13 protein-coding genes and 1 tRNA gene are annotated in these 13,187 nt (G+C 66.0%); 4 read left to right on the top strand and 10 right to left on the bottom strand.

Features of this window, described 5'->3' with window-relative positions; translation table 11 throughout:
• Window positions 1-6 precede the first annotated feature (6 nt).
• On the bottom strand, window positions 7-1,056 hold the full coding sequence (gene mpaB / locus ACIQTX_RS06890; protein ID WP_402970507.1) for a daptide biosynthesis RiPP recognition protein: 1,050 nt from the start codon (window positions 1,054-1,056) through the stop codon (window positions 7-9).
• Window positions 1,056-2,129 carry a daptide biosynthesis RiPP recognition protein gene (gene mpaB / locus ACIQTX_RS06885; protein WP_402970504.1) on the bottom strand — a complete coding sequence of 358 codons (1,074 nt, stop codon included), beginning with the start codon at window positions 2,127-2,129 and terminating at the stop codon, window positions 1,056-1,058. The genes mpaB (ACIQTX_RS06890) and mpaB (ACIQTX_RS06885) overlap by 1 nt, the downstream gene beginning before the upstream one ends.
• A gap of 169 nt (window positions 2,130-2,298) precedes the next feature.
• Between mpaB (ACIQTX_RS06885) and ACIQTX_RS06880 the strand changes: the two genes are divergently transcribed.
• Window positions 2,299-2,386 (top strand) — tRNA-Ser (locus tag ACIQTX_RS06880).
• A 62-nt stretch (window positions 2,387-2,448) separates the two neighbouring features.
• On the opposite strand, the gene ACIQTX_RS06875 is transcribed toward ACIQTX_RS06880, so the two are convergent.
• Window positions 2,449-3,066 carry a tyrosine-type recombinase/integrase gene (locus ACIQTX_RS06875; RefSeq protein ID WP_402972976.1) on the bottom strand — a complete coding sequence of 206 codons (618 nt, stop codon included), beginning with the start codon at window positions 3,064-3,066 and terminating at the stop codon, window positions 2,449-2,451.
• Between the two features lie 593 nt (window positions 3,067-3,659).
• Between ACIQTX_RS06875 and ACIQTX_RS06870 the strand changes: the two genes are divergently transcribed.
• The 3 genes from ACIQTX_RS06870 to ACIQTX_RS06860 all read left to right on the top strand — a co-directional run bounded on the left by ACIQTX_RS06870 (window position 3,660) and on the right by ACIQTX_RS06860 (window position 5,128).
• Window positions 3,660-3,935, top strand: coding sequence for a hypothetical protein (locus tag ACIQTX_RS06870; RefSeq protein ID WP_402970501.1), 276 nt, complete (start codon window positions 3,660-3,662; stop codon window positions 3,933-3,935).
• Window positions 3,936-4,088: 153 nt separating this feature from the next.
• Window positions 4,089-4,823: an AbiV family abortive infection protein gene (locus ACIQTX_RS06865; RefSeq protein ID WP_402970498.1), complete on the top strand. Its 735-nt coding sequence runs from the start codon at window positions 4,089-4,091 to the stop codon at window positions 4,821-4,823.
• 29 nt (window positions 4,824-4,852) lie between these two features.
• Window positions 4,853-5,128 carry a helix-turn-helix transcriptional regulator gene (locus ACIQTX_RS06860; RefSeq protein WP_402970495.1) on the top strand — a complete coding sequence of 92 codons (276 nt, stop codon included), beginning with the start codon at window positions 4,853-4,855 and terminating at the stop codon, window positions 5,126-5,128.
• A 366-nt stretch (window positions 5,129-5,494) separates the two neighbouring features.
• On the opposite strand, the gene ACIQTX_RS06855 is transcribed toward ACIQTX_RS06860, so the two are convergent.
• From ACIQTX_RS06855 to ACIQTX_RS06825, 7 genes are all read right to left on the bottom strand, one after another.
• The gene (locus ACIQTX_RS06855; protein ID WP_402970492.1) at window positions 5,495-6,097 is read right to left on the bottom strand and encodes a GNAT family N-acetyltransferase; all 603 of its coding nucleotides are present in this window, start codon (window positions 6,095-6,097) and stop codon (window positions 5,495-5,497) included.
• 29 nt (window positions 6,098-6,126) lie between these two features.
• Complete coding sequence (locus ACIQTX_RS06850) at window positions 6,127-6,756, bottom strand: phosphatase PAP2 family protein (RefSeq protein ID WP_258131603.1); 630 nt, start codon at window positions 6,754-6,756, stop codon at window positions 6,127-6,129.
• A 31-nt stretch (window positions 6,757-6,787) separates the two neighbouring features.
• Window positions 6,788-8,188 (bottom strand): multidrug effflux MFS transporter, encoded by a 1,401-nt coding sequence (locus tag ACIQTX_RS06845; RefSeq protein WP_402970487.1) that lies wholly within the window; start codon window positions 8,186-8,188, stop codon window positions 6,788-6,790.
• 108 nt (window positions 8,189-8,296) lie between these two features.
• Window positions 8,297-9,451, bottom strand: a complete 1,155-nt coding sequence (locus ACIQTX_RS06840; protein ID WP_402970484.1) for a cystathionine gamma-synthase — start codon at window positions 9,449-9,451, stop codon at window positions 8,297-8,299.
• A 75-nt stretch (window positions 9,452-9,526) separates the two neighbouring features.
• Window positions 9,527-10,903 (bottom strand): cystathionine beta-synthase, encoded by a 1,377-nt coding sequence (locus ACIQTX_RS06835; RefSeq protein ID WP_105528250.1) that lies wholly within the window; start codon window positions 10,901-10,903, stop codon window positions 9,527-9,529.
• A 97-nt stretch (window positions 10,904-11,000) separates the two neighbouring features.
• A complete protein-coding gene (locus ACIQTX_RS06830) occupies window positions 11,001-11,966 on the bottom strand; it encodes a carbohydrate ABC transporter permease (RefSeq protein WP_028503416.1) in 966 nt (321 codons plus the stop codon).
• Window positions 11,966-13,105 carry a carbohydrate ABC transporter permease gene (locus ACIQTX_RS06825; RefSeq protein ID WP_028503417.1) on the bottom strand — a complete coding sequence of 380 codons (1,140 nt, stop codon included), beginning with the start codon at window positions 13,103-13,105 and terminating at the stop codon, window positions 11,966-11,968. Before ACIQTX_RS06825 ends, ACIQTX_RS06830 begins: the two co-directional genes overlap by 1 nt.
• Window positions 13,106-13,187 lie beyond the last annotated feature (82 nt).

The raw sequence follows: 13,187 nt of genomic DNA, 5'->3' as shown, positions 1-13,187 counted from the left end.
GGAGGCTCATTCTTCGACTCCCTTCATCCGGCTCGAGCGTTCGGCACGACTGCCCGGATGGACACCGAGTGCGGTGACGGCCTCGAGGCACAGGGTGCGCGCTTCAGGGATCGACGTGCCCAGCTGGCGCGCCACACGCTCGGCCGCGATCTCCGTCGAGCTCGAGGTCTGCGTGACCGCGACCACACGCGCCGTCGAAGGGGAGAGCAGCTGGCGGCGCAGGGTTGTGGTGTCTGCGAGCACGAAGCCGTCCGCGGTCTCGATCAGAAACGGGTCCGCGGTCAGCGGTTCGGCATCCGAAAGGTCGTCATCGAACAGGAACGAGCCGAATCCCGAAATCCTGGCGGCGCCGTTCTCGAGGCGGAGCATCTTCATCAAGTCCGTTGCGTTGAGGTATCGCCCGATCCATTCGCGACTCGCCAGGTCAGCAGCGAGCATCTCGCGGGGCGCGATGTCTCCCAACGCTGCGGCGCGAGGCAGTGGGACCGCAAGCAGAGCCGGCAGGTCCTCGACGCTGCCGATGGCCTCGCCCTGCACGCCGATCCTGACGCGGCCATCCGGGCTCACCCTCAGGGCGCTCGGGGTCGCGAGTGCACCCGGATTCTCCAGCGCACTGCGGTCTGCGAGAATCACCCGGGGGTCGATCAATGCCGACGGAAAGATCCCGGTTCGACGAGCGAGCTCAGCATCGTCGAGGAAAACCCTCCAGCTTGAAGCATCGAAGAAGCGCACCGCTGTGGGGCCGACGATCTGAACGAACGCCGCAGCGACGTAGTCCTGGAGCTCGACGCCGCGTTCGCCGAAGAAGAGCTCGTCACCGACCTCGCACAGTGCGCCGCTGTAGTGGACGGCACCGGCGGGCCCCTCGTACGTTCGGTTGTCCTCGGGCAGCAGAACCACGTCGTCGCTACCGGCAACTTCTTCGACGCCGGCTACAGGGGCTCCGGTCTCTATGAGGAATACCCGCGAGTGCTCTTCCCGCTTTCCCGTGATCCATTCGCGGAGCGCCCTCGCTCCGGCGATCTCTGTCTCCACCGCCCGTTCGCCGCCTCGCATCAGATACCCCCTCGCCCGTTCACGGTGACGTCGAGACCCGCCGCCACGAATCTGGCCTGGACCTCACGCACCACGGAGGTGGCGCTGCTCGCCGCTCTACCGAGCTCGGCTGCGAGCAGCGCCACCGCCGAGGATTCATCCGCCGTCGCGATCAGGCATTCGGCCGCGCGCGCGGTGTCGGCTCCGAGTCGGAACCGGCGTCGGCTCCCAGGATCGACCAGCAGGTACTCTTCGCCGTCTCCGGTCAGCAGGTACGGCGCATCCGCTGAGACGACCCCCGGAAGCGCGGGAAGCTCGTCGAGTGCCCGCACGAGATGTCCGCCGAAACCCGAGATCGTGGGACGGGGAGGAACTCCATCCCACTGACGCAGCAGGTTGATCGCCGCAAGGTACCGCGCGAACCATGGCCTGTCATCGAGGTCAGCACCGAGCATGCCGCGGTCGACGATGCGGGCGAAGGCTCGCCCTCGGCCCGCGCCGCCGATCGCGCGGGCCTCGACGTGCGCCCGGTCGTCGCCCACGACACCGAGCAGGAGACCGTCGGGGCCATCGCGGTACTCGCCGTCTGAGCTGACGTACACCCGCACGAGGGAGTCTCCCTCGGAGCCGGTCCCGTTGAAGGATGCCAGGGAGTCGAGCAGAACGGCGCTGCTCAGCAGCTGATCGACGAAGACCCCGTAGTCCCTCGCCGTGTCGGCGTCGCTCAAGAACGCGGCCACGCCCTCGGCACTGCACTGTCGGATGACGGTGCGCCCGACGATCGAGACGAAGGGAGCGGCGACGTACTCCCGAAGCTCGAACGTGTGCGTGCCGTCGAGTATCACCTCGTCACCGGGCTCGCGGAGATCACCGTCGTAGCCGATGACTCTCGGGTCACTCCGCATCGCCGATCGTGTAGGAGCGAACACGACGTCGCCGGGGCCGGTCTGGCTCAGCACCGCCTCGAGGTGCTCCCCCGCCTCGAGGAAGAACACCGTACCCGCGACGCTCGTCCGCCTTCCGCTGACGCACTGCTCGAAGGCCGTTGCGGTGCGATGGCTGTTTCGTGACGTCGTCGTCGAGCTCGCGTCCATGCTCCCCCTCAGGATGTCGCGCCCCCAGCGGATGCGATTCGTCCTCACATGAGGCTATCCAGGTGACGAGTGACATGCAATATTTCACACTTGGGATCTCGACCGCGGCCTCATCGGCACCTGTCACGTGGCCCGCCGCGCATCGGATAGGATGGACAGGTTGTTCCTTGGTGACGTGTCCGAGCGGCCGAAGGAGCACGCTTGGAAAGCGTGTGTTGTGCAAGCAACCGCGGGTTCGAATCCCGCCGTCACCGCCAGACCAAAGGCCCCGACTCCCCTAGGAAACACAGGGAAGCCGGGGCCTTTGTCATGCGCGAACCTACGCTCGTGGCAACACCTCGGCAACAACTGCTGCACGACGTGTGTGATCGAGCGCCGCGGCAACGCCGTCCAGATCGTCGTCGAACAGGTCAGCGTAGGTGTCGAGTGTCATGCTCGCCGACGCGTGTCCGAGCATCCGCTGTACCGCTTTGACGTTCGCGCCGGCGGAGATAGCGAGCGAGGCCGCGGTGTGCCGAAGGTCATGCGGAGTCACCCGTGGGAACTCTTCGTCGGCGGCACACGCGCGCTTCACGGCGAAGGCGAACCAACCGCGCACGCTGTTCGGCAGCCGCATGTATGCGACGCCGTCCCCGAACAGGAGATCCTCACGCCGTTTGCCCTCACAGAGTTTCGCGATCGCAAGGGACAGGAAGACCGGATACGGCACTGAGCGCGCCTCGTGCGTCTTCGGCGTACCAACATGCACCACTCCGCCGACGAGAACCGCGTTCTCCTCGACGCTCACGCGACGTCTGAGCGCGTCAACGTGCTTCACCCTTAGTCCGGTCGCCTCGCCCCACCTGAGGCCCGTGTAGGCCAGGAAGAGAACCAGCGCGGGGTGACTCGACGATCCACGATCCGGGCACCCGCACAACCTCGCGCCATCAGCTCGCACCCGGGCCGACGCATGAATCGTCAGAAGATCCAGAGTCAGCCCGGGGCTGCCACCCTCCCGCACGGTCCTGGCACCCCTCTCCGCGGGTAAAAACGAGCAATGGGGGAATTGAACCTACCCACGGAATCCATCCGCACCGCCGACGTCGGTGGATCGAGATAGAGATGCATCTCGGCGATCCGCAGACGCGGCAGACAGGCGGGCTGCGACGCCTAGCCGCGGACGGTTGCTCCGGTTCTCCAAATCGATCCGCCACGGCCGAGTTCCCGTGGAGAGAGACGTGCCAGGACCGTGCGGGAGGGTGGCAGCTCGGGGCCTAACCTGGATTTTCTGACGAGGGCCGACTGCGGACGAGCGTGGGGCAGTTCGGACGCTCCATTAGCCGTCGATAGGCTCACGGCATGGACCCAACTCTCGCGGCTCTCGCCGGTGCCTTGGTCGGAGCCGCGGCTACCGCGATCGTGCCGATTGTGACGATTCGAGCCCGGCGACGTGACGCTGCCCTCGAACAGCGACGCTCAGACGCGCTCGGTCTACTCGACGCGCTCATTCGCCTCCTGAAGGCCCGAGGCATCAACGACTGGCAGCGAGTGATGAACACGCACTCCGAGGCAGTCGTCGCCTTTGAGAGGCTGATGCTGAGTGCTCCCCGGCGCGACCTCGAACACCTTGAGCGCGTCACTCAGTTCGCGCTTGAGGGCATCAACGATCGCACCCACCCTGGACTCTCGGCGGCGGGAGTCGAGGCGATGTCGCAAGTGCTTCGCCGATGGTGCCGAGGCGAACTCAAGGGGAAGGCGATTGCCGACGCATACGGGCCCGTGCTCGAAGAACAAATCGACGCGGGCGAACGCGTATGGACGAGCTGATTCGCAGCCCGCAACTCGCCCGCGGCGTCGCCGGAATGGGGAATCGCCAGTTGCCCACCGGAGCTTCTTCCAATCCGAAGAAGCTCCGGTGGGGGAAGTTGGGCCAGAGATCGATCGATGGCGCCGCATGTGCGAACGGCTACGCTCCTGAGCATGGTCCTTGAGCCAACTGAAGCACGGAATTACTGGCGGGCGCTGCTCGACAACGCGACGCAGCTGATCGCGGACGCGACGTTGTTGCACAACGCTGATTCGCACGGCCGTGCTCGAGCTCTCACCGTGCTCGCTGAGGAGGAACTCGGCAAAGCGACATCGGTGTACGACCTGTTCTCCCACTCGTGGAGCGCGCAGGAGACCGAGCCTCTCGAACTCGAACAGCGCTCCTCTCGGGATCACCTCGCGAAGTACATCGCCGCATTCGAGTTCGGCCGCGAACTGGAAATGTTCTGGGGCGGTGACTACCCGGACATTCCGGAAGACGACAACTGGGAGCGCTGGTACGAGGAGCAGAAGGCCGAGGCTGCAACCGCGGCGCGAGCCGCGAACCTGCAAAAACAGCGCGGCTTCTATGTGGACATGGCGAACGGCGAGATGACGACGCCGCGAGACTTCGATGTCGAGGACGTCGCCGAACACCTCGAACGTGCTGCAGGCGTCATCGAGATGATGCTGATCAAGGACCACACAAGAATGCAGGACGAACCACCTGAGCGATACGACAGCACACACGCCCTACAGTGGCGGGTGATGCCGGCAGCGCATGGACTCGAGTACCAGATGTTCATCGAATCGATGCGCGAGACGATCGAGCAAGACGCTCGTGCCGATGGCTCCGGTCCCAATCGCGACGGGACAGACGCGGCGACCGCGTCCACAGACGGGGTGTAGCGACGTTCTCATGCGTCTACGCTCGACCGATGAGTACCAGCCTGGATCTAGACCCCATCCTTGACGCGCTCGCGACCAAAGTCGCAGCGAGGGTTCTTTCCGCAGTGACTGCCCCAGCTCCGGAGACGAGGCCTGAGCCGGTACTGCTCCGTACTTCCGACGCAGCGCAAATGCTTGGGATAGCTGAGCAGACGCTGCGCAACTGGCGAAGCCATGGAGAAGGTCCACACGCTGTACAAAGAGGCGCGCTGGTTCGGTATCGCCCAGACGACGTGCGCGAGTGGGCAGCATCCGAGTTCAGGTGATGAGCCGACGTCAGCGCGCAGCGTGAGCGCCCTGACGTTTCGTGGCAACACGGTGGCAATGTTTCGAGAGATCCGGGGGATACCGAGGATGACTGACGAAACCCGAGATCGTTGAAATTCCGGGTGCTGCGGAGTCCGCCTATTGTCTGGCAGCGGAGAAATTCGGGTTCGAATCCCGCCGTCACCGCCAAACACGAAAAGAGCCTCCGCGCCAGCGGGGGCTTTTTTCGTGTTTATCGAGCACTGGGGATTCGGGGAGGAGCGAGCGCAGCGAGCACCGGAGTTCCCGCCGTCACCGCCACACACGAAAAGAGCCTCCGCGTCAGCGGGGGCTCTTTCGTGTTTCTCGTCTAGACGACGGGCGTGTCAGTTGTCGAAGCGCACGCCGTAGATCTGCCCACCGGGCTCGGCCGGAAGGCGCGTCATCCCGAGCCGCTCGTAGAAGGCTGCGGCTCCGGCGTTGTTCGGATCGATGCCCAGGTGCAGCCCGCGCACACCGCGACGCGTCAACTCGGCGAACAGTGTCTCCATGAGCTGACGACCGAGTCCCTGCCCCTGGGTCTCCGCGAGCAGGTCGATGTGCAGATGAGCCGGGTACTCGGATGCATTCGGCTCGATGCCGGCAGCGCGGCTGTACCCGTAGTCGACCATCCGGTCTTCGCGGGTGACGACCTCGGCGGGCCGGGGATGACGCTCCTCGAGACTCGGCCACCACTCCTCCCGGAACCAGCGGTAGAACGCATCGGTGTCGTCGGTGGCGACGATGTAGCCGATCGTGCGCTCGTCGTCACTCTCGACCACCCATGCGAGGTCCGGGTGCCGCTCGGCGTAGGGAACGGCGAACAGGTCACCCCACAGCGAGTCGTCGGAGAGGATCCCGGTCGCATCCACTCCGGCATCGGCCGTCTTCACGCAGATCTCGTACAACGCGGCACGATCGGTGGGGCGGTACGGACGGATGCGAGACAAGACGACTCCTCTGGAGGGAACGGGCCCTCTCAGCCTATCGGCGCGTCGACCTCGGACCTCTTCTGCTGCACCCACGGGAGCAGCCAGGCGGCGAGCACCAGCACGACCCCTGCGCCGACGAGCGCTCCACCGAGCGTGTCACTTGCCCAGTGCACCGACAGGAAGGTGCGCGAGAGCGCCATCGCCAGCACCCACAGCGCACCGACGATCGCCACCCACACCCGGGGGAACAGCACCCAGAGCACGAGTGCGATCGTCGCGGCGTTGGCCGTGTGTCCTGAGGGGAACGAGCCGTAGTCGCTCACGACCAGCATGTCGTCTGGCCGCGCTCGACCGAAGAGCTGCTTCAGCACCTGCACACCGCCGGCGCTCGCAGCGAAACAGATGGCGGCGAAGACGGCTCCGCGCCACCGCCGCGCGAGCACGAGCGCCAGGATCGCCAGCAGCGGCACCCCGAGGATCGCCACCCAGCCGCCGCCGATCCAGTTCAGGACGAGAGCGAAGTCGACCATCCAGTCCGCGCGCGCTCCGGCGATCGAGTCATTCCACCACCGGTCGAAGCCGGGGGTCACCGGATAACCGAACACGACCACGGCACCGAGAGCCGTCGCGAGCGCGAGGAGGCCCACTCCCCACCACAGCAGCATCCGCCTGTTCATCGTCCCATTGTGGCGGACGATGCCTGAACGCTCAGGGAGCGAGCATCCCGACCGTGCGCGGACGCACGATGAACCAGAGCGACAGGATGCCGATCGCGGCGCAGCCCACCATGACCGAAGCCATCGTGGTCGCAGTGATCCCGGCGTCGTGGGACAGCCAGCCGACGACCGGCGAGATGAGACCTGCGACGCCGAAGTTCGTGGCGCCGATGATCGAGGCCGCGGTTCCCGCAGCCTTGCCGTGGCGATCCAACGCCAGCACCTGCACATTGGGGAACGTGAAGCCGCACGCGGTCATGAACACGAAGAGCGGGATCACCGTGCCCCAGAGTCCGAGCCCGAGCTGGTCGGTCACGATGATCGCGACTCCGGCGATCAGCAGCACAGCGGTCGAGTAGGCCATGACCCACTGCGGGCCGAACCGTGCGGCGAGCCGGGACGCGGTCTGCACGCCGACGACCACGCCGAGCGAGTTCACGGCGAACAGCAGACCGTACTGCTGCGCATCGAGCCCGTGCGTGATCTGGAACAGGAACGGCGATGCCGACAGATAGGAGAACAGACCGGAGAAGGTCATGCCGCCGATCACGAGCACCCCGAGGAACACCCGGTCCGAGAGCACCGAGCGGTAGCGCTGCAGCATGGTGGCGCCGCCGCTGCCCTGACGACGCGCGACGGGCAGAGTCTCGGGGATGAAGAGGATCGTGGACAGCAGCATCACCACGCCGTAAGCGGCGAGGAAGACGAAGATCCCACGCCAGGGCATGAGAGTGAGCAGCCACGAGCCGATCAGAGGCGCGATGACCGGTGCGACGCCCGACACCAGCGCGAGGCGGGAGAGCATGACGACCAGGCGGCGCCCGCCGAACAGGTCGCGGACGATCGCCATGGCCACGACGCCACCGGCCGCCGCCCCGACTCCCATGAACACCCGCGCGGCGCTGAGCAGGCCGAGATCGGGGGCGAACGCCGCGCCGATGCTCGCGAGCACGTGCAGTGCCGTGACCGCGATGAGGGGTACACGACGCCCGACCTTGTCGCTGAGTGGCCCGACGACGAGCTGGCCGAGCGCGAACCCGATCATCGTGCCGGTCAGGGTCAGCTGGATCGCCGCCGCCGTGGTCTGGAAGTCCTGCTCCAGCACCGGGAAGGCCGGCAGATACAGGTCGATCGTGAACGGCCCGAGGGCGGTGAGCGCACCGAGCAGGATGATGTACAGCGTCCGGCGGCCGAGGGAGATGGCATCACCGGGGTGCAGCATGATCGGCGCGGTCGCGGGGTTCGAACCGAGGGTGCGGATCGCACCGGTCGCCGTGGAGGTGCGGATGCTCCCGGTCGCCGTAAGTTCGGGCTGCGGAGTCGGGGTCTCCTCGGCGGAGAGCCGCTCCGACGGTACGACGGGGATGGAGTCAGTGCGGGGAGCGTCGGACACGACGTCCTTCCAGAGTTCGGGGCTGCATGGTCGAATCGATTCGACCAGGGGAAGCCCCCATGTTACCGCCGCTCCGCCCCCTCCCCGTCAGCGCATCTGCTCGAGAGGTCAGCGCGCGATGCGGTCGAGCCCCTGCTCGAGATCGGCGAGCAGGTCGCCGATGTCCTCGATGCCGACCGAGAGTCGCACGATGTTCTCCGGCACCGCGAGCTCGGTGCCGCGTACCGAGGCGTGCGTCATGTCCGGCGGATATCCGATGAGCGACTCGACGCCGCCCAGCGACTCGGCCAGCTGGAAGATCGAGGTGCTCTCGGCGAAGGCCCGTGCCGCGTCGGCTCCCGCGGCGAGGCCGAACGAGAGCATCCCACCGAATCCGCTCATCTGCTTCGCGGCGATCTCGTGGCCGGGGTGCGACTCCAGTCCTGGGAAGTACACCTGCGCGAACTCCGGGCGCTCCTGCGCCCACTCGGCGATGGCCTGCGCGTTCTCCGAGTGCTGACGCATCCGCAGCGCCAGCGTCTTGATGCCGCGGGTCGTCAGCCAGGCGTCGAGGGGTGCGGAGACCGCACCGACCGCGAACTGCTGGAACTTCACCTGGTCGAAGAACCGGTCGTCTGCGAACACGACGGCCCCGCCGAGCACGTCCGAGTGCCCGCCCAGGTACTTCGTCGTGGAGTGCACGACCAGGTCGGCGCCGAGCGCGAGCGGCTGCTGCAGCGCGGGTGAGGCGAAGGTGTTGTCGACGACCACGAGCACACCGGCTTCGTGCGCGATCTCGGCGATCAGTGCGATGTCGACGATCTTCAGCAACGGGTTGCTCGGTGTCTCCAGCCACACGATCTTGGTCTCGGGACGGATCGCCGCGCGGAGCACATCGACGTCGGAGAGCTCGACCGTGGTCGTCTCGATCCCCCACGGCGCCAGCACCCTGGTGAGCAGGCGATACGTTCCGCCATACACGTCGTTGCCGAGCAGCACGTGGTCGCCGGGCTTCAGGATGCCGCGGAGCAGTGCGTCCTCTGCCGCCAGTCCGGAGGCGAACGAGAGCGCGCTCGCGCCGCCCTCGAGAGCCGCGACCTGCGTCTCGAGTGACGAGCGCGTCGGGTTGCCCGCACGGTTGTACTCGTAGCCGGAACGCAGGCCACCGACGCTGTCCTGCACGTGCGTGGAGGACTGGTAGATCGGCGGGATGATCGCGCCCGTGACCGGGTCTGGCGCTTGTCCTGCGTGGATGGCTCTGGTGGCGAAGGCGTGATCGGACATGTCTGTCAGCCTACGTCCGCCGTCCGGGACGAGGCCTCCCCGTTACGCCCCGGGTCGGCCGAAGCTACGCGCTCCTCAGCGCGACAGGTACGCCAGCAGGTCCTGACGCGTCAGCACCGTGTGCGGCTTGCCGTCTTCCGTCACCAGCAACGCGTCGGCCTCGGCGAGCGCGGCCTTGGCCTGCGCGACGGAGGTGTGGATGCCCACGAGCGGAAGCCGCTCCCCCACATGTGCGCCCACGGCGTCGGTCGCATTCGCCTCACCGCGGAACAGCAGATCGAGCAGCCCCTTCTCGTCGACCGTGCCGACCACCTCGCCCATCATGACGGGGGGTTCGGCGCTCAGCACCACCAACTGCGAGACGTCGTACTCGGTCATCATGCCGATCGCCTCGAGCACGGTGTCGGTCGGGTGGGCGTGCACGAGGTCGGGGATGCCCGCCCCCTGCCGAGACGGACGGGCCGCGAGCACATCAGCGACGGTCTCACCGTCCTCCACGTCGCTGAAGCCGTAGGAGCGCATCCATCCGTCGTTGAAGATCTTGGCGAGGTAGCCGCGTCCACCGTCAGGGAGCAGCACCACCATCACGGCATCCGCCGGCAGATCCCGCGCGATACGCAGCGCTCCGACGACCGCCATTCCGCTCGAACCACCGACGAGGATGCCCTCCTCGCGGGCGAGACGCCGGGTCATCGCGAACGCATCGGCATCGCCGACGGCCACGATCTCATGCGGCACCGTCGGGTCGTATGCCCCCGGCCAGATGTCCTCGCCGACTCCTTCCACGAGGTACGGGCGGCCGGTGCCGCCGCTGTAGACGCTGCCCTCCGGGTCGACGCCGACGATCCGCACCCGGCCTTCCGAGATCTCGCGCAGGAACCGCCCGGTCCCGGTGATCGTGCCGCCGGTGCCGACTCCGGCCACGAAGTGGGTGACCTCACCGTCGGTGTCACGCCAGATCTCCGGCCCGGTGGTCTCGTAGTGACTGCGCGGACCGTTCGGGTTCTCGTATTGGTTCGGCTTGAACGCCCCGGGGATCTCCCTCGCCAGCCGATCGCTCACGCTGTAGTAGGACTCCGGGCTGTCTGGTGCGACCGAGGTCGGGGTCACCACCACCTCAGCCCCATAGGCCCGCAGCACGTCGATCTTGTCGTCGCCGACCTTGTCAGGCAGCACGAAAACGCACTTGTAGCCACGCTGTTGAGCGACCAGCGCCAGACCAACGCCGGTGTTGCCGCTGGTGGGCTCGACGATCGTGCCACCGGGCTTCAGGTCACCCGACGCCTCGGCGGCATCGATGATGCGCGCGGCGATGCGGTCCTTCGACGAGCCACCGGGGTTCAGGTACTCGAGCTTCACGAGCACCGTGCACGCGACACCCTCGGTGACGTGCTGGAGCTTCACGAGGGGCGTGTCGCCGACGAGGTCGACGATCGAGTCTGCGTACTTCATGACTTCAGGGTAGACGCGCGGATGCCGCGACCGGGGTTGTGTTGCACCCGACCGCGGCATCCGTTCTCACGAAGGGCCCCCGGAGTCTTTCGAAGTGTCAGCCCTTGGTCGATCCGGCCAGCAGCCCTCTGACGAAGTAGCGCTGCAGAGCGAAGAACACGATCAGCGGCACGATGATCGAGACGAAGGCACCCGCGGTGAGCAGATACCAGTCGTTTCCTCTCGTACCCGTGATCTCAGCCAGCAGCTTCGTGATCGGTGCCGCAGCACCATCGGCGAACACCAGCGCCACGAGCAGGTCGTTCCAGACCCACAGGAACTGGAAGATCGCGACCGAGGCGATGGCCGGCATCGTCAGCGGAAGCACCACGCGGAAGAAGATCTGTCCACGGGATGCGCCGTCGACGCGAGCCGCCTCGATGATCTCGCCCGGGATCTCCGACATGAAGTTGTGCAGCAGATAGATCGCCAGGGGCAGAGCGAACATCGTGTGCGCGATCCACACCTGCGCGTAGCCCTGTGAAGCATCCAGCGGGAGTGTGACCTGCAGTCCGAAGAGGTTGATCCCTCGCGAGAACGAGCTCAGCAGCGGCACGAGCGCCATCTGGATCGGCACGATCTGCAGGGCGAACACGAAGATGAACAGGGCGTTGCGGCCCTTGAAGTCGATCCACGCGAACGCATATGCGGCCATCGCGGCGATCATCAGCGGGATCACGGTCGCGGGAATCGTGATCGCGATCGAGTTGACGAACGACTCGAGGATCGTGAGCTGCGTCGTCCCCGACTGCAGCACGTCGACGTAGTTCTCGAGCGTCACCTGCGGGTTGGCGAAGAACGTCCACCATCCGCTGGACTGGATCTGGTCCCGCGGGCGGAACGAGGAGATGAACAGGCCGAGGGTCGGAATCGTCCACAGCACCGCGATCAGGATGGATCCGACGGATGCCCATGGGCGGGAGAGCTTCTTGCGCGCACGCCCGGCAGCGCCGTCCAGACCGCCTCCGGTGGTGATCGCGCGCGTGGAGGTCGCCGCCGTCTCTGTCTTCAGGGTGTCGCTCATCATCGCACCTCCCGCTGCTTCTTGATCTGTCTCGCGTTGTAGATGACGATCGGCAGCACCAGGACGAAGAGGATGACCGACAAGGCGGCACTGCGCCCGGCCTCGAACTTCGAGAACTGGGTGTACATCTCATTCGCGAGCGTCGAGGTGCCGTAGTTTCCTGCGGTCATGGTGCGCACGATGTCGAACACCTTCAGCGAGGCGATCGAGATGGTCGTCAGCACCACGATGAGCGCCGGACGGATCGAGGGAATCGTGACGGACAAGAAGCGCTGCCAGGCGTTCGCACCGTCGAGTTCGGCTGCTTCGAGCAGTTCCTGCGGGACGCCCTTGATGGAGGCGGAGAGCACGACCATCGCGAAACCGGTCTGCACCCAGATCAGCACCACGATCAGGAACAGGTTGTTCCACGGCTCGTTGAGCAGCCACTGCTGCGGCTCGCCGCCGAACCACACCAGGATCTGGTTGAGCAGACCGATCTGGGGAAAGTCTGCGCCGCGATACTCGTACATGAATCGCCAGATGATTCCGGCGCCGACGAACGAAATGGCCATCGGCATGAACACGAGGACCTTGTAGATCTTCTCGCCACGAGTGCGATCGATGAACACCGCATAGGCCAGCCCGACGATCGTCGAGACAGTCGGCACGAGCAGCACCCAGATGATCGAGTTGACGACCGAGGTGATGCCGTCGGACTGAGTGAAGATCCAGAGGTAGTTGGCGAAGCCGACGAAGTCCTTGCCGGACGAACTCAGGAACGAGGAGTACATCGTCTGGATCGAGGGCAGGATGAGGCCGACGAGCAGCAGGAGCAGCGCCGGAGCCATGAAGGCGACCAGTTGGATCAGATACCCGGCACCATCGCGCGAGCGGTAATCCAGATAGAAGAACAGGGCTCCGACGATGACGGCGACCCCCATCGCCCAGTAATAGGAGCTGAAGAAGAACATCACGGCGAGCGGGATGAGCAGGCACATGGCCAGTCGCACCCAGGTGTACACCGCTCCCTTGCGCGGAGCCACGTCCACGAGGAAAAGGATGATCGCCACGACCACCGCGAATGCGATGACCACGACCACGGCCTGCAGGATCGGCGGAAGTGTGCCGATCCATTGGAAAAATACTGTCGCGTTCACGGAATCCCCTTCATGACGCGTTGCGGCTCAGCGATGCGTACCTCTGTGTGCGCATCGTGGAGTGGAGAAGGAGGGCCGCCCC

Source organism: Microbacterium sp. NPDC090281, from assembly GCF_044769635.1.
Taxonomy (GTDB): Bacteria; Actinomycetota; Actinomycetes; order Actinomycetales; family Microbacteriaceae; genus Microbacterium.
This window is presented reverse-complemented; position numbering and strand designations above follow the sequence as displayed.